The sequence below is a fragment of the Acinetobacter pollinis genome, assembly GCF_015627175.1.
GTDB classification, from domain to species: domain Bacteria; phylum Pseudomonadota; class Gammaproteobacteria; order Pseudomonadales; family Moraxellaceae; genus Acinetobacter; species Acinetobacter pollinis.
The window spans coordinates 13063-29782 of sequence record NZ_VTDQ01000018.1 but is presented as its reverse complement, the minus strand read 5'-3'; the positions used below and the strand labels follow the sequence as shown (position 1 = coordinate 29782).

The 16720-nt window shown below is 36.8% G+C and carries 14 protein-coding genes; 8 read left to right on the top strand and 6 right to left on the bottom strand.

All coding sequences use genetic code 11. The features are described from left to right. The first annotated feature begins 72 nt into the window (after positions 1-72). Together I2F23_RS08335 and I2F23_RS08330 are read left to right on the top strand one after the other, a co-directional pair. On the top strand, positions 73-690 hold the full coding sequence (locus I2F23_RS08335) for a rhomboid family intramembrane serine protease (protein ID WP_195772138.1): 618 nt from the start codon (positions 73-75) through the stop codon (positions 688-690). An 83-nt stretch (positions 691-773) separates the two neighbouring features. Then, positions 774-2258, top strand: a complete 1485-nt coding sequence (locus I2F23_RS08330) for a hypothetical protein (RefSeq protein ID WP_195772137.1) — start codon at positions 774-776, stop codon at positions 2256-2258. Positions 2259-2281: 23 nt separating this feature from the next. Here the strand turns inward: I2F23_RS08330 and I2F23_RS08325 are convergent, their stop codons facing one another. The 5 genes from I2F23_RS08325 to icd all read right to left on the bottom strand — a co-directional run bounded on the left by I2F23_RS08325 (position 2282) and on the right by icd (position 8470). Further along, positions 2282-3904: an inorganic phosphate transporter gene (locus tag I2F23_RS08325; protein ID WP_195772136.1), complete on the bottom strand. Its 1623-nt coding sequence runs from the start codon at positions 3902-3904 to the stop codon at positions 2282-2284. Positions 3905-4168: 264 nt separating this feature from the next. After that, entirely contained in the window at positions 4169-4651 is a 483-nt protein-coding gene (def, locus tag I2F23_RS08320; RefSeq protein ID WP_195772135.1) for a peptide deformylase, read from the bottom strand. Positions 4652-4669: 18 nt separating this feature from the next. Beyond that, positions 4670-5485: a PhzF family phenazine biosynthesis protein gene (locus I2F23_RS08315; protein ID WP_195772134.1), complete on the bottom strand. Its 816-nt coding sequence runs from the start codon at positions 5483-5485 to the stop codon at positions 4670-4672. A 64-nt stretch (positions 5486-5549) separates the two neighbouring features. Further along, positions 5550-6944: an L-cystine transporter gene (locus tag I2F23_RS08310; RefSeq protein WP_195772133.1), complete on the bottom strand. Its 1395-nt coding sequence runs from the start codon at positions 6942-6944 to the stop codon at positions 5550-5552. A 269-nt stretch (positions 6945-7213) separates the two neighbouring features. Beyond that, the gene (gene icd, locus I2F23_RS08305; protein ID WP_195772132.1) at positions 7214-8470 is read right to left on the bottom strand and encodes an NADP-dependent isocitrate dehydrogenase; all 1257 of its coding nucleotides are present in this window, start codon (positions 8468-8470) and stop codon (positions 7214-7216) included. A 177-nt stretch (positions 8471-8647) separates the two neighbouring features. Here icd and I2F23_RS08300 point away from each other — a divergent pair, with 177 nt between their 5' ends. Both I2F23_RS08300 and uraH read left to right on the top strand, forming a co-directional pair. Next, positions 8648-9400: a pseudouridine synthase gene (locus I2F23_RS08300; protein ID WP_195772131.1), complete on the top strand. Its 753-nt coding sequence runs from the start codon at positions 8648-8650 to the stop codon at positions 9398-9400. A gap of 93 nt (positions 9401-9493) precedes the next feature. Then, positions 9494-9898, top strand: a complete 405-nt coding sequence (gene uraH, locus I2F23_RS08295; RefSeq protein WP_195772130.1) for a hydroxyisourate hydrolase — start codon at positions 9494-9496, stop codon at positions 9896-9898. A gap of 30 nt (positions 9899-9928) precedes the next feature. Here the strand turns inward: uraH and I2F23_RS08290 are convergent, their stop codons facing one another. Further along, positions 9929-11629 (bottom strand): M61 family metallopeptidase, encoded by a 1701-nt coding sequence (locus tag I2F23_RS08290; protein ID WP_195772129.1) that lies wholly within the window; start codon positions 11627-11629, stop codon positions 9929-9931. A 167-nt stretch (positions 11630-11796) separates the two neighbouring features. Between I2F23_RS08290 and I2F23_RS08285 the strand changes: the two genes are divergently transcribed. The 4 genes from I2F23_RS08285 to phrB all read left to right on the top strand — a co-directional run bounded on the left by I2F23_RS08285 (position 11797) and on the right by phrB (position 16689). Next, positions 11797-13095 carry a D-alanyl-D-alanine carboxypeptidase family protein gene (locus I2F23_RS08285; protein WP_195772128.1) on the top strand — a complete coding sequence of 433 codons (1299 nt, stop codon included), beginning with the start codon at positions 11797-11799 and terminating at the stop codon, positions 13093-13095. A gap of 91 nt (positions 13096-13186) precedes the next feature. Then, positions 13187-14476 (top strand): NAD(P)/FAD-dependent oxidoreductase, encoded by a 1290-nt coding sequence (locus I2F23_RS08280; protein WP_195772127.1) that lies wholly within the window; start codon positions 13187-13189, stop codon positions 14474-14476. 218 nt (positions 14477-14694) lie between these two features. Further along, entirely contained in the window at positions 14695-15177 is a 483-nt protein-coding gene (locus tag I2F23_RS08275; RefSeq protein ID WP_195772126.1) for an FKBP-type peptidyl-prolyl cis-trans isomerase, read from the top strand. Between the two features lie 96 nt (positions 15178-15273). Beyond that, on the top strand, positions 15274-16689 hold the full coding sequence (gene phrB / locus I2F23_RS08270; protein WP_195772125.1) for a deoxyribodipyrimidine photo-lyase: 1416 nt from the start codon (positions 15274-15276) through the stop codon (positions 16687-16689). Positions 16690-16720: the final 31 nt, after the last annotated feature.

Genomic DNA, 16720 nt, shown 5'->3' with positions numbered 1-16720 from the left:
AGATTTATTTATTTTTCTATCTTCTTCATTTTATGTCATGATAAAGTTTATTTTTTATTACTTTGTCATATTATGCTAGACCTGCCATTTAATCATAGTATTACACTTATTATTATTACTGTTATTGTTTCACTCATTGCTTTTTCAAATCAAAAAGTAATGAATCGCTTAATCTTTTGGCCACCAGCCATGCAAAAAGGGCAATTCGACCGTTTTATTACCCACGGATTTGTGCATGCAGATGGTGCTCATCTTCTATTTAATATGATCACGTTGTTCTTCTTCGGGAGTGCGATTGAGACTTTTTATAGACAATATGCGTTCAATATGGGATTTGTTCTATTTTACTTAGGCGGCCTCATTATTTCTATTTTACCAAGTTATCTAAAACATAAAAATGACTTTCAATGGGCAAGCCTAGGCGCGTCCGGTGCTGTATCGGCTGTGCTATTTGCTTATATTCTCTTTAAACCGTGGAATCTTATCTTCGTTTTCTTTATACCCGTACCTGCCATTATTTTTGCAATTCTCTATATTGGATACACCATTTGGTCAAATAAACGTAGCGTAGGCAATATTAATCATAGTGCCCATCTGTGGGGTGCAGCTTATGGTATTTTAATGACTATTATTGTGGAACCTAAAATTATTCCTCACTTTTTAAATCAGTTAACTAAATTACCTTTTTAATTTTATTCACTCTTAGTAAATACATTACATCTGTCATAGAGATTATATCTATTTCAGTTTAAAACCACGAAAGGATATTCTCTATGTCAGATATCATTAAAGGTATACAGTTTCCGATCGTAGCATCTACAAAAAAAATAAGTACCACAGCAAGTGCGAAGTATATCTTAAGCAGTGCCATTCAATCGATAGACCCTCATTGTGCAGAGATCATGCGTAATGAAACCACTTGGCGAAAAAACTACCCTATCCATATTAAAAAGACACTTGAGTTAAGTTTAAAAAATACAAAGGATACGATTACTATTGCCCAAAGTGGTCTTAAAACTGCCCATGAACATTTTAGATTTTATCGTCATGGTTTAAGTACTTCTTTTAAAAATGCAATTTCACAGCCTTTTGAGAAGCTACAAACCCATCAAATTATTGGGAAAAGTAATAGCCTTCCAGAGTGGTATATCCCTTATAAAGGTAAACAATTAAAAGGCCAAAGCTTACTTAACCAAATTCAGCTATGGCAAGAAAAAAAGATTATAGAACCTTCGCATGCCGAGGCTTTACGGAAGGTTTATGAGCACCCAGAATGGCTTGATCTCTCAGATAGAACAATGGTGCTTTTAGGTGCGGGTGCAGAGATTGGACCACTTTCTTGGCTTGCCAAGTGGAAGGCAAACATTATTGCCATCGATATCGCTCATCTGCCTAAATGGACACTGATTCGTCAAACCATTGAAAAAGGTAATGCGACGTTATATGCACCCTTTTTAGAAAATAATAAAGAATTAGGTGCAGACTTACTAACGCAAACACCAGAAATTGTGAAGTGGCTAAATCAGTTTAATCAAAACCTAGATATTGCTGCACTGGCTTATTTAGATGGAGAAAAACATGTACGAGTTGCACTTGCCATGGATGCAATTATGCAATCCGTCAGCGAGAAGAATAAAAATACATCTCTCATGTTTATGAGCACACCAACAGATATATACGCACTGCCTATATCATTTAAAAAAGAAATAGAACAACAACAACGCCAACGCTCATTTTTAGAAAAATCAATGACTCAACTTATTAGCCAATTTTCATGTAAAAAAATACTACACAAGACAATTTTTACAGATTATTCAGAAAAATATACGATTTATGACGGATTAGTACTACAGCAAGGCCCTAACTACGCCTTGGCAAAAAGGCTTCAACAATGGCGTGCTTTGGTGGCAAGACACCAAGGGCAATGTGTTTCTATTAATGTTTCTCCATCAACGACAACACAATCTGTAATTAAAAATCCCCTACTCCAATCTGCTTTCAATGGTGCTTCTTTGTTTGGCGTAGAGGCTTTTGCACCAGAAACAACAAATGCAATTATGGCAGCAATGTGGGTACATGATTTACGCTACCCTAAGGCTGTCTCTCAACCAAATATTACACTGACTCATCCATTAGATTTAATCTCATCAGGAGCAAATCATGGTGGGTTATGGCGTACTAACTATACAACACGTACCGTATTACCTATGGCTGCCCTTTATGGCAATTTCAAAAATAAAAAAAGGGCTATTTATTAAGCCCTTTTTTGTTTAATTTATAATTAAAATATATGTAAGAACAGCCAATACAACCCACCCGAAAGAGCAATTGTCACTGGAAGTGTGAGCACCCAAGCCGAGATAATGCTTTTAATTGTTGACCACTGTAACCCAGACTTATTGGCAACCATTGTCCCTGCCACTGCACTATTTAAAACATGTGTAGTTGATACTGGCATTCCAAGTCCATCGGCTGCAGCAATGGTTGTCATTGCAACAAGCTCGGCAGATAAGCCTTGACCATACGTCATATGATCTTTACCAATTCGTTCACCTACAGTCACAACAATACGCTTCCAACCAACCATAGTACCTAGGCCTAATGCCAATGCAACAGCAACTTTCACCCAGTTTGGAATATATTGTAAGAAACCATCTAAACCTTTTTGATAAGATTTAATCGTTTTTTGTTCAGCTTCATTCCAAGTCGGTAATGCTTTTTGCTTACCTAATGCTTTAAATGTCGCTGTACTTAAATACATTTCATTTCGAATATCACTAACACTTTGTTCAGGAATATTTTTCAAAGAAGAATACGGTGCCAATTCTTGGCTTAAACCATATGTCATACTAGCTAATGCAGGAAGTACTTCTGGGGTTACTTTCTTCTCTTGAATGTAACGCGTTAAAATCTCTTTAGCTTCTACACGATTATATTTTTGTGTATTTTCTGCAGAAATTACTACAGCTGCTTCTTGCGACAAACCTTTGAAAGACTGTAATTGATTACTGTCTATATTCTTGTTAAGTGAATATGCTAAAGGAACAAGACCAATCAGAATAAGCATAATTAGCCCCATTCCTTTTTGACCATCATTCGAACCATGTGCAAAGCTTACACCTGTACATGTAAAAATAAGCAAGGCACGAATCACCAATGGCGGTGGTTTATTTCCTTCAGGTGCTTTAAAGAGCTCGAGTTGCTTTCTAAATAAAAATTTCACCAATAAGAATACAACGGCAGCAAATGCAAAACCAATAAGTGGGGAAAACAGTAATGCTTTACCAACTTTAATGACTTGCTCCATATCAATACCACTGGTTCCCGCTTCAGCAGCAGTATTTAAGATATGGTTCATAATACCAATACCTAAAATAGAACCAATCATAGTATGTGAACTTGAAGCAGGAATACCAAAGAACCATGTGCCTAAGTTCCATAGAATGGCTGCAATGAGCAATGCAAATACCATTGCAAAACCTGCACTGCTTCCTACATTCATAATCATTTCTACAGGTAATAATGCAATAATGCCGTATGCAACAGCACCACTTGCTAATAGTACACCGAGAAAATTACAAAAACCTGCCCACATGACTGCAATAGGTGCTGGAAGTGCATTGGTATAAATAACCGTTGCAACTGCATTTGCTGTGTCATGAAAACCATTCACAAATTCAAAACCTAAAGCAATGAATAGTGCTGTAGAAAGCAAAATTACTGAATAAAGGCTTAAAGGTGGAACATTCGCAAGATCAGCATTTAGCTGGAATCCAATATAAACAAGTGTAGAAATAATAATTGTAAGAAACACCGGCATAAAAAATTTCGGTGTAGGAACATTTACATTTTTACCTTCTACGGCACCAGGAGGTATTGGCTCTTGTTTAGAAGATGTATTCATTTTCATGCTGCCATCTATGATGATACTTTTAGGTGTCCATATTGTTTAATTTAATTATGACAGTTATATGACACAACATTTATTATGCGAAAAAAAGCCCACCTTTTGCTTCTTTTTAGAGCAAAAAGTGCACTACAATAAGTACAGCTTTAAAATTTAACATTCATTTATTTAAAGAAAATATTTTAGCTAGACCAATTCATTCCACTTATTTAAAACATATCGCTTAATTTGCATGAGAAATATTTCAGAATCATTAAAAAACTATAAATAACTCACAAATAGGATTCCGTTTAAATGGTCTATTTCATGTTGAACAATTCTGGCAGGAAAACCAACAAACGTTTGCTGAATTCGCTCTCCCATCACTGTGTAGTACTCTACAACAATTTTTTGCGCACGCAGCACTCGTCCTCGCTCACCTTTTACACTCAAACAGCCTTCTTCACCTAAACATTTTTCATTAGATGCCGTTAAAATTTCTGGGTTGACCATGACAATCTCAGGCATATCTGGAGCATCTGGGTATCGTGGATTAGGACGAGATGCAACAATAATAATTCTTTTAGAAACATAAACTTGTGGTGCTGCAATACCTACACCATGATGATATTTCATCGTCGTTTGCATCGCTTGAGAAAGCTGATGTAGCCATAAAGAGCCAAATTCTCTTGGACTGACTTTCGTAGCGACTAAATTTAAAACTTCTTCACCTTTCTGAGCAACTGGCAACACCACATCTTCCATTAGAATTTTACCTTTTTGTTATATATGAATATCTGCAACCATATAGAGTTTAGCTTGGCCTGAAATTTCTATACGATCATTCGGTAATATTTCACCGTATAACCAACCACCTCTTGAAGAAGCCTGATAAGCCGTAATCAGATCCTTCTCTAGTCTTTCTGACCAAAGTGGAATCACTGCTGTATGAATAGAGCCTGTTACAGGATCCTCATTTACACCAATAGCAGGGGCAAAATAACGACTAATACAATCGTAGTGATCTTTTCCTGGCGCAGTAATCACAATATCTCGGGTTTTGCCATAGATTCTTTTTGAATCAATACTCACTTCTTTCAGCTTAAAAAAATCAGGTTGTACATCTAAAACCTGTTGTGCGTTTTCATATTCAACGACATAAGCCTGATCATTTAAATAAACCGCTTTAAATGGAATATTAAAGGCACTTTCCAATGTTTTAGGATAATCTAAAAGAGGATGTGCTTTTAATATTGGGAAATTCATGACAATCTTTTCATTTTTTTGTCGAATATAAAATGTACCCAATTGCTGTGTTTCAAATTCAATATATTCCAAGCCTTCAATCTGCTGAAATAAAATAAACGCACTCGCTAGCGTTGCATGCCCACAAAATGGCACTTCATCTGTTGGTGTAAACCAACGAATATCATAATTATTGAGTGTATTTTTCTTTACAAAGGCAGTTTCAGAAAGATTATTTTCTAATGCAATATGTTGCATTAGCGCTTCATCTAACCAGTCTTCTAAAATAATAACTGCAGCAGGATTTCCTTTAAATAATTGTGTTGTGAATGCATCAACTTGGTACATCTTCATTATTATTTCCTCAAAAAAAAGAGCACATGCTTTAGCATATGCTCTTTTAATATACTTCAATTGATCAGCTATTTACGAGATCTTTGTCATTTTCTTGCTCAAATTTACTTTTGTCGGTAAGACCCATGACCTGACTAGTAAATGTTCCTGCTGTCATAGAGCCATTTACATTTAGTGCGGTTCTTCCCATATCAATTAAAGGCTCAATAGAAATAAGAAGTGCAGCTAATGTAATTGGAAAACCTAAAGCAGGTAGTACAATTAATGCTGCAAACGTTGCACCACCACCTACACCAGCGACACCAATAGAACTCATTGTGACAATGCCAGCTAATGTTAAAATCCATAGAGGATCTAGAGGATTTACCCCCATTGTTGGTGCAACCATTACCGCAAGCATAGCAGGATACAAACCTGCACAGCCATTTTGTCCAATTGTTGTACCAAAAGAAGCTGAAAAACTTGCAATTGATTCTGGTACACCAATACGATTTGTTTGTGCTTCAATATTCATAGGAATACTTGCCGCACTAGATCGACTCGTGAAAGCAAAGGTAATAACAGGCCATACTTTTTTAAAGAAGCGTATTGGATTAATACCTGAACCTGCCAAAATAATGGCATGAACAATAAACATAATCGCAATACCTACATAAGAAGCCGCCAAAAAACCACCTAACTTTAGAATATCTGCCATATTCGAGCTTGCAACGACTTTTGTCATTAAGGCAAAAACACCATACGGCGTCAATGTCATTACAAGGCGTACAAGTTTCATTACCCATAACTGAGCAGTATCAATCGCAGTTAAAACATACTTCCCTTTTACTTCATCATCTTTAAGCAATTTAAGTGCAGCAACACCCAAAAATGCTGCAAAGATAACCACACTAATAATTGCCGTTGGTTTTGCACCAGTTAAATCAGCAAAAGGATTCGTTGGAATGAAAGACAAAATAAATTGAGGAACACTTAAATCTGTGACTTTTCCTACATAATCAGACTGAAGGGCACTCAATCTAGCCGTTTCAGCAGCACCTTGCACCAGACCATCTGCAGTCAAACCAAAAAGTCGTGTTACAAAAACTGCAACTAAAGCTGCAATAAATGTAGTAACCAATAACGTCCCTATGCTCAGAAAGCTAATTTTTCCTAACGACGAAGTTGCCGAATGCAGTTTTGCTACTGCACTTAAAATAGAAATAAAAACCAATGGCATAACAACCATTTGTAAAAGTTTTACATAACCATTTCCGACAATATTAAACCAGCTAATTGAATCATTCAGAACTTGATCGCCTGTGTTGTATACTAAGTGCAAACCTAGCCCAAACACCACACCAAGAACCAAACCAGAAAGTACTTTTTTGGATAGGCTCCAATTTGTTTTACGAGTTTGTGCAAGTACAAGTAGTAGAACCACAAACACGATAATGTTTATGATAAGTGGCATGCTCATTGCAACTCCTAGCCCAAAGGCTATTCTAAAAATAAGATATAATTAACGTTTATTATAAAGTAAATAGATAACCAACAAGACCCATTCTCTTCTTCATTTTTTCGATAACCATAGCACTGCTTTTCATATTGTTATTTTTACAATAAAAATCATATAATTACTAAAAAAATATAGTGTATTCTTTTTTCTGAATAAGCTTAGTTTAAATTCTAATAAAGCAATAAAAAGCCCCATCATATGATGAGGCTTTTCAACTATTTATAACTTATTTAAGCGTCCATATTCTTTACAATCGCTTTACCAAACGCTGAACAACTAAGAAGTTCTGCTCCGTCCATCAAACGTTCAAAGTCATATGTCACTGTCTTATGAGAAATCGCACCAGATACACCTTTAATAATTAAATCAGCGGCTTCTGTCCATCCCATATCACGTAACATCATTTCAGCAGATAAAATAATTGAACCTGGGTTTACTTTATCTTGACCTGCATATTTTGGTGCTGTGCCGTGTGTTGCTTCATACACAGATACTGCATCGCCAATGTTTGCACCTGGTGCAATACCAATACCGCCTACTTGCGCAGCCAATGCATCTGAAACATAGTCACCATTTAGATTTAATGTTGCGATCACTGAATACTCTGCAGGACGCATTAAAATCTGTTGTAAGAAAGCATCTGCAATTACATCTTTAATGATGATCTCTTTTCCAGTTTTTGGATTTTTAATGCTTACCCATGGGCCACCGTCAATCAGCTCACCACCAAACTCTTGTTGTGCAAGCTCATAACCCCACTCTTTGAAAGCACCTTCTGTATATTTCATGATATTGCCTTTGTGTACTAATGTCACAGATGGCTTATCATTATCAATTGCAAATTGGATTGCTTTACGTACAAGGCGTTGCGTACCTTCTTTTGATACAGGTTTAACACCAATACCACAGCCCTCTGGGAAACGGATTTTTTTCACACCCATTTCTTCTTGTAGGAACTTAATTACTTTTTTTGCTTCGTCAGAATCTGCTTTCCATTCAATCCCTGCATAAATATCTTCAGAGTTCTCACGGAAAATAACCATATCTGTTTGTTCTGGATGCTTCACTGGTGAAGGAACACCTTCAAACCAACGTACTGGACGAGAACAAACATATAAATCAAGTTCTTGGCGTAATGCAACGTTTAATGAACGAATACCACCACCGACTGGTGTAGTTAATGGGCCTTTAATTGCAACAACAAAATCACGAATTGCATCGAAGGTTTCTTCTGGCATATACGTGCCGTAGCTAGCATTTGCTTTCTCGCCACAGTATACTTCCATCCATTCAATAGAGCGTTCGCCACCATAAGCCTTTTCTACCGCGGCATCGACTACCTCTTTCATGGCAGGTGTAATATCTACACCAATACCATCACCTTCAATAAAGGGAATGATTGGATGATTCGGAACATTCCATGAACGGTCTGCATTTACGGTAATCTTGTCACCACTGGTTGGTACAACAATCTTTTCATAACCCATTTGCCAGGCTCCCTTTTATATTTGGCGAACTACGTTATTGTCTTTCAGACAATTTTTCATTTTTTTAAATGTGTAGCTATTCTAAAGTAAATATACACTATATGTTATTTAGCTTAGAAATAATCTACATTTAAGAAATCAATACAATACGTCACATTTGTTAAAGCAGATCTTCCCATGAAACTTACTGTATTAAATAAACCATTTAATGTTCTCTCGCAGTTTAGAGAGGATGAAAAACACCCTACATTAGCTGAGTTTATTACGGATCCCGATTTACGTGTATCTGGCCGTCTCGATCATGACTCAGAAGGTCTACTATTGCTTACTGACCAAGGTGGCCTAAATCAGCTAATTACACATCCAAAAAATAAACAGCATAAAACATATTTAGCACAAGTTGAAGGTGAAATAAGCCAAGAAGCTATTGAAAAACTAAAAGCAGGTGTTGTCCTTAAAGATGGTCCTACACGACCTGCCGAAGTTAGGGTAGTCGAAGAGCCAACATGGTTATGGGAAAGAAATCCACCTATTCGCTATCGTGCAAGTATTCCAACTACATGGGTAGAAATTAAAATTTCTGAAGGACGTAATCGACAAGTACGTCGAATGACTGCCGCTGTTGGATTTCCAACATTACGCCTTATTCGCACTCAAATTGGTTCGATTGATCTCATTCAATTGGGCTTAATGCCGGGCGAAAAACGTGCTATAGAACCACTGTTCTATCCTGAATATAAGGCAGTCGTAGAGAAGCTCAAGGCACCTAAAAAAACCTCAGGTAAACGTGAAGATCCTAAAAAGAGAAAACAAAATAAAAAACGTGAAGAAGTTCTTGTTGCAATTTTTAAAACAGATGCGCAAAGACCACGTCGTATTACCAATGGAACCACTCGACCTAATCTAAAAAAAGGTAGATCAAGAAAATAGTTTCTCTTGGCACCATCATATAAGCGACTTGAATCTCTGTATATTTTCTTCAAAATATATAACGAATCAAGTCGTACAATAAAGAGGATAACAATGAAAAAACAAATTACTTTAGTTACAGGATTAATCTGTTCTCATATTGCCTTTGCTATCGCACCTATTGGTGTTCAAGTTACAAATCTCGAGACAGGTACACCTGCAACCCAAATGAGTGTTGAATTAGAAGCACAACAAAACAACGCATGGGTTAAAATTGGAGAAGGAACAACAGATGAAAAAGGACGTTTAGATACACTTTATCCGAATACAAAACCAAGTCTAGATAAAGGAATTTATAAAGTTACCTTTAAAACAGGTGATTGGTTTAAAAACAAAAATCAGCGTGCTTTTTATGCAGAAATTCCTGTTATATTTGTGATTGATGGCAGTACAGACCACTATCAAATTCCATTAAATATTAGCCAATATGGCTATTCAACGTATAAAGCTATAGATTAAAAAAAGAGGCATATTCATGCCTCTTTTTCCTTATGACAGCCAATTCTTTATTTTTTGTTCATCTATAACTTTAAGCTCTACCGTATCGAGTGCAACATTTATACTTTTTAAAGAAAGTGTAAGAAGCTCATCTCTTCTAAATAGATGTATGTCTACATCACTCTCTTTCTGAGCATAACGTGTTAATTGCTGATCCGTCGCTTTAATACCATCAATCGCAATAATCACATCATGTGCAGACAAACCCGCTTGAGCAGCAGCGCTTTCTCGACGAACTTGCTGAATGAGTAGTCCTTCAGGTTTCTCGACTGTTTTCAGACCAAAAGGTAAGTTTTTCTCTGACTTTAATTGATAAGAACCCCCCATACTAGAGAGTAATTCCTCTATAGGCAGCTCTTCAGTCGTATGAATTAGAAAACTTAAGCGCTCAGTCCAGTCCTCTCCTGTCAATTTCTGACATAACTCAAAAATTGTTTTTTCATTGACTTGTTTACCTTGTTGCGCATTTTCATAAAGACAGCGCATTAAAGCATCTAAACTAGAACCATGATTTCTCAAACTTAAGTCCAAACACAGTGCAACCAAAGCACCTTTGTTATAGTAACTCGTGCCTGCATTGTTTGTATTTTCATCAGGTCTATAAAATTTAATCCATGTATCAAAGCTTGATTCAGTTACCGATTGAATACGGCGACCTGGATTTTGTAAATATCGATCAATCTGTGCTTTAAGCAGACTAAGATAACTTGCCTTAGAGATAACACCACTACGTAACAAAATTAGGTCGTCATAATACGAGGTAAAGCCCTCAAAAACCCAAAGTAGTGACGTATAACCTTCTTTATTCAAATCGTAATGAGCAAAATTTTCAGGTCGAATATATTTAACTAACCACGAGTGAAAATACTCATGACTACAAAGCCCTAAAAAGCGTTGATATGCTGACGATGGTTCTTCAGGTTCATTGAGTTGGGGCAAATCATCTCGCGGTGTAATTAAACTGGTTGAATTAGGATGCTCTAATCCACCATAACTACTACCTGTTGCAATCGTCATAAATACATAATTTGAAAATGGTGCTGAACCGAACATTTGAATTTCAGTTCGACAAATTTTTTCAATATCTTGTTGCAAGCGAGTTAAATTGGTTGTGTGCTTTCCTGAAATTACAAACTCATGTGGAATATTCTCGACATTAAATGTAAAACGATCTTGCACTGCAAGTTCAAAAGGACTATCAATAAACTGCATATAATCTTTTGCATAGAGCGTATACCGCCCTGCCACTAGACTTTTGGTTTTCAAGCCCGTCGCTATTGAAAAATGCTGTAATGCTTCAGGCACAAAAACTTCAGCTTCACAAGCAATATTTTCTTGTTGCTCTAGACCTAAACATACACACGCAGGATTCACATACAAACGTTGCTGATCTACATATGCACCACGCACAGATAAATCATAGGCATAGACATCGTATTCAACTGTAATAAGTTCATGATCTGTATTGTGTAAACGCCATTTATTTTTTTCAAATTTTGTTATTGTTAGAAGACGACCCGCTTCATCATATGCTTTTACCGACTCGATATGCTTTGCAAACTCGCGAACCAAATAACTTCCCGGAATCCAAGTCGGCAACCATAGTACTTGTGAAGGATTCGCAAGAAAACGTAAGGTTACATGAATAAGGTGCTGTTGGTAATCGTCAAACTCTATTTGATAGTGCAACATAAGTCAGAATTCTAATCCTAATCTCGCTTAGCAAGGGTTTAGCTTAGCACTTTTTTATTCTAAGATCGCATACTTCGCTCCGATTCTATATACATCCTTAAATTTTAGTTCATTTTAAGTTTTATATAGTATTTTTCGACCTCTAGCTTATCCTTAAGGCGGCTCTTTTGAAACGTTTCACCCTAGTCCTCACAAGTTTCTTGGCATTACTATGTACAACAATTACACATGCCAGTGTCCTAACAATTAATCCAGACTCTGTTGAGGCCGCTTCATGGATCATTTACGATCCTCAGTCCAAACAAACCATCGCAGAATATAATAGTCATGCTCAGCGTGCTCCAGCATCATTAACAAAAATGATGGTTGCCTATCTCACATTAAAAGCCATTCAAGAAGGCAAGCTTAAAACAACAGATACCATTACCGCATCCGATATTGTACATGTAGTACAACCCGATGAATCTCAGATGTTTCTTAGACAAGGTCAGCAAATTACTGTAGACCAACTTTTAAGCGGGCTTATTGTCATGTCCGCCAATGATGCTGCTGTTACACTTGCACAAAAACTTGGTGGAGATATCCCTCATTTTGTAGAAATGATGAATAGCGAAGCCAAAGCACTCGGTATGACAGATACTCATTTTATGAATCCAGCAGGAATCACTATGGATGGCCATTATGCGTCAGCTGCAGATCTTGCCAAACTTGCTAACACACTCATTCAACAATACCCACAGTACCTTTCTTACTCCAAACAAACGAGTTATTCATGGAATGGTCGTACGCACCATGCAACGAATATTCTACTAAAACAAGATCCTACCGTAGATGGACTAAAAACAGGCTATACTGCAGCAGCAGGTTATAATCTTGCCCTCACCGCAAATAGACCAGCAATGAATCCAGATTTCCCTGAGCGTCGCCTTATTGTCGTTGTCATGGGTACAAAAAGTGCTTACAAACGTGCCCAAGTCGCTTACGAACTCATGAACATGGCTTTTAACTACACACGTGATGAAGTGGCTATTAAAGCGAATCAAATGATCGCTCAGCTTCCTGTCATTAATGGCAAGCAAAATGTTTTTAATCTTAAAGCCAATCAATCGAGGATTATCACGACATCATTATATGACTCAAACACACCTATTAATATGAAAAACTTTAGCAATACCAGTGGCTTAATTACAATTGATGGTCAGACAATTACACCTTCACAAGAAACAAAAACTCAGTTATCTGTCCAACTTGATCAAAAACAACTCACTGCGCCATTAAATCAAGAAATGAACCTTGCAAATGTTAAAGTTTTCCAAAATAATCAACTAATTGAAGATTTTTCATTGTCAGCAAAAGTTGAGCTAGAACGTGCAAGTTTATTTGAACGTTTTATTCATTGGTTAAAGCATATTTTGCCATTTTTCTCTGATAATGCGACGGAAGCTATCGTTTATCCAATAAAATAAACGGTAATCGTTTACATTTATTAAAAGATGACATATTAATAAACATGAGATGTCATCTTTTATCATTCAAGCATAAAGGCGAACGTAAGTTATGAGTAAGTCGCTACACCGTATTGTTATCGTTGGTGGCGGAGCTGGGGGCTTAGAGTTAGCAACACAACTCGGAAATACTCTTGGTAAACACCAAAAAGCACAGATCACTTTAATTGATCGATCTTTATCTCATATTTGGAAGCCTCTTCTTCATGAAATTGCGGCGGGTACGCTCAATCCACATGCTGAAGAAACGAACTATTTCGCTCATGCAAAAAAACATCATTATCAATTCATTCTAGGTCAATTTGAAACAATTGATCGGGAAAAGAAAAATATTCAAATAAGCACGCCACAACTTTCTGAAAAATACTGCAAAGATGGCTATACAGATATTGAGTACGATACTCTCGTTATGGCAATCGGATCTCGCTGTAATGACTTCAATACTAAAGGTGTCAGAGATAACTGTTACTTCTTAGATAACAGAGAACAAGCTGAAGTTTTTCAACAAGACCTCTTCCATCTTTATTTAAATGCACAAAATAATCAAACCGTCTCTGCTTTAAATATTGCCATTATTGGTGCTGGAGCAACAGGTGTAGAGCTTGCCGCAGAACTTATTGATGCCAAAGAGAATTTTCATCAATATGGTTTAAATAAAATAGACCCTAAATTGGTTAAAATTACACTCATTGAAGCTACACCACGCATACTTCCTGCACTTTCAGAATCTATTTCTGCACAAACCCAAAAAACATTAGAAAAAATGGGGATTGAAGTACTAACCAATCATAAAGTAAGTGAAGTTACCTCCGATTCTATTGTTTTTGCAGATGGTAAAATTATCCCTGCAACAATGAAAGTATGGGCTGCTGGCGTGAAAGCACCAGAGGTACTTGAGCAGTTTACAGACTTTGAAAAAGATCGTATTAATCGTCTGAAAGTCTATGCAACATTACAAACCATGACTGATCCTAATATTTTTGCTTTTGGTGATTGTGCGCATTGCCAACCCGATGCAAAAGAACCACCGTTAGGGCCAAGAGCACAAGTTGCAAGTCAACAGGCGACTTTCCTAACCCAAGCCCTTGCTGCACGATTACGTGGCTCTCAATTGCCTATGTTCACTTTTACCGACAAAGGTTCTTTAGTTTCATTAAGTCGCCATAAAGCAATTGGTCAAATTTTAGGACAGGTTAAAGTACATGGTGCGCTTGCACGTTCAATGTATGCTTCTTTATACCGTATCCATCAAGCCAATATTCATGGCTATACGCAAGCTGGATTAATGATGACCAAAGATTTTGTGACGCGCCGTGTAGGTCCTAAGATTAAGCTTTACTAAAATAATTGATGAAAAAGCAACCTATGCTCTTAATATTGCTTTAAAAAACATAGGTTGTACACTTTTAAAGCATTGTTTCATTGATTTTTTATGAATCAGCCCCATACTATTATATTAAATGAGCAATACAAACTCATCAAAGAAAAGGCAGACAAACCTTGTACTGCCTCACTTTTTATGATGAAGTATTTACTTAAAACACAAATTGGATAGACAATATGACTGCTATTGCAAATAACCACGTGGTTTCATTCCACTACACACTAACAAATGCTGAGGGTGAAACACTTGATAAATCTCAAGGTGAGCCACTTACATATTTGCACGGTGCAGGTAACATCATTCCTGGTCTAGAAAAAGCTTTAGAAGGCAAAACAGCTGGCGATAAATTCAAAATTACTGTTCCTGCTTCTGAAGGTTATGGCGAATACAACCCAGATTTAGTACAACAAGTTCCTGCTCAAATGTTCCAAGGTGTAGAAAACATCGAGCCAGGTATGCAATTCCAAGCACAAACAGATGACGGCGTACAAATCGTAACTGTAAAAGGTGTTGAAGGCGATACAGTACTTGTAGATGCAAACTTCCCTCTAGCAGGTCAAGATCTTACTTTTGATGTTGAAGTTGCAGACGTACGTGACGCAACTCAAGAAGAAATTGACCACGGCCATGTACACGGTGCAGGCGGTCACCAACACTAAGTTGGTTTCTTGTTAAAAAGCAAAGCGAAAGCTTTGCTTTTTTTTTATGAGTAGGCATAAACTGACAGCATTCTTTTTAAAAATAATTATACTCAAATGGCTAGAAATTTATTTTGGTTTCGTCAGGACTTAAGATTAGAAGATAATGTGGGGCTATGGCATGCCACCCAACACAATGAAGAGTGTGTTGCTTTAGTTATTATCTCTCCAGAACAGTGGAAACATCACCATGATGCACCTAGTAAAATATTTTTTTATTTAAGACAGCTTCAAGAAATTCAAGAAGATCTAAAGCACCTAAATATTCCACTTATTATAAAAACGATTCAGTCTTGGAGTAATGTTCCTGAATACATTACTTCACTATGTAAAAAGCTCGAAATTGAAGATATTTATGCAAATGTAGAATTAGCAACGAATGAGAAACGTAGAGACGATCAAGTCAAAGAAGCTCTCTCTAAATATAAAAAAAATATTCATCTTTTCGAAGATCGCACACTTTTTCCAACACAAAGTATTCGTAATAAATCAGGTGAGGCATACAAAGTATTTACTGCGTTTAAAAAAACATGTTACGAACGCTTGAGTATATCTATTCCTAGAGCTTACCCTTCTCCATCAAAACAAAAATCAATTGTGATCAAAGATATAGAAAACGAATCTCTGAACGATCTTATTTCTCAGTTTGAATATGACACATCAAATTCGGCCTTCAAAATTGAAGTGGGTGAAAAAACTGCTCAGGACAAACTCAAAGATTTTGTTAAATCTAAAATGAACAACTATGATCAAACAAGAGATATACCAAATACAGATGGAACAAGCCAACTCTCGCCTTATTTAAATATCGGTATCATTTCAGTACGTCAATGTTTAGAGGAAGTACTCAAAGACAATGACTATATCTTTTCTATTCAGAGTAAAGGACAACAAACATGGATAGATGAATTACTCTGGAGAGAGTTTTATCAACACGTGATGGTCGATTTTCCACATATTTGCAAACATCTTCCTTTTAAAAAAGAAACGCAAAAGATTCAATGGCGTAATAGTGAAGAAGACCTTAAGAAGTGGCAAACTGGACAAACTGGTATTCCTATTGTGGATGCAGGTATGCGCCAATTGCAACAGACAGGTTGGATGCATAATCGCGTCCGCATGATTTGTGCGATGTTTCTCAGTAAAAACCTACTGATTGACTGGCGGCTTGGTGAAAAGTGGTTTATGCAACACCTATTGGATGGGGATCTGGCAGCAAACAATGGTGGATGGCAGTGGTCAGCTTCCACAGGAACAGATGCTGTTCCTTATTTCAGAATATTTAACCCTGTTACCCAATCACAACGCTTTGATCCTCAAGGTGAATATATTCGAACATGGGTACCTGAGCTAAAACAGCTAGATCATAAACAAATTCATGCGCCAAAAGAACATATAGAAAATTATCCGCGACCTATTGTAGATTTAAAGTCTAGTCGAGCACGCGCACTCGCTGCATTTAAAAATATTTAAAATATTGCGTGAGTAAAGCGTTTGCCCTACT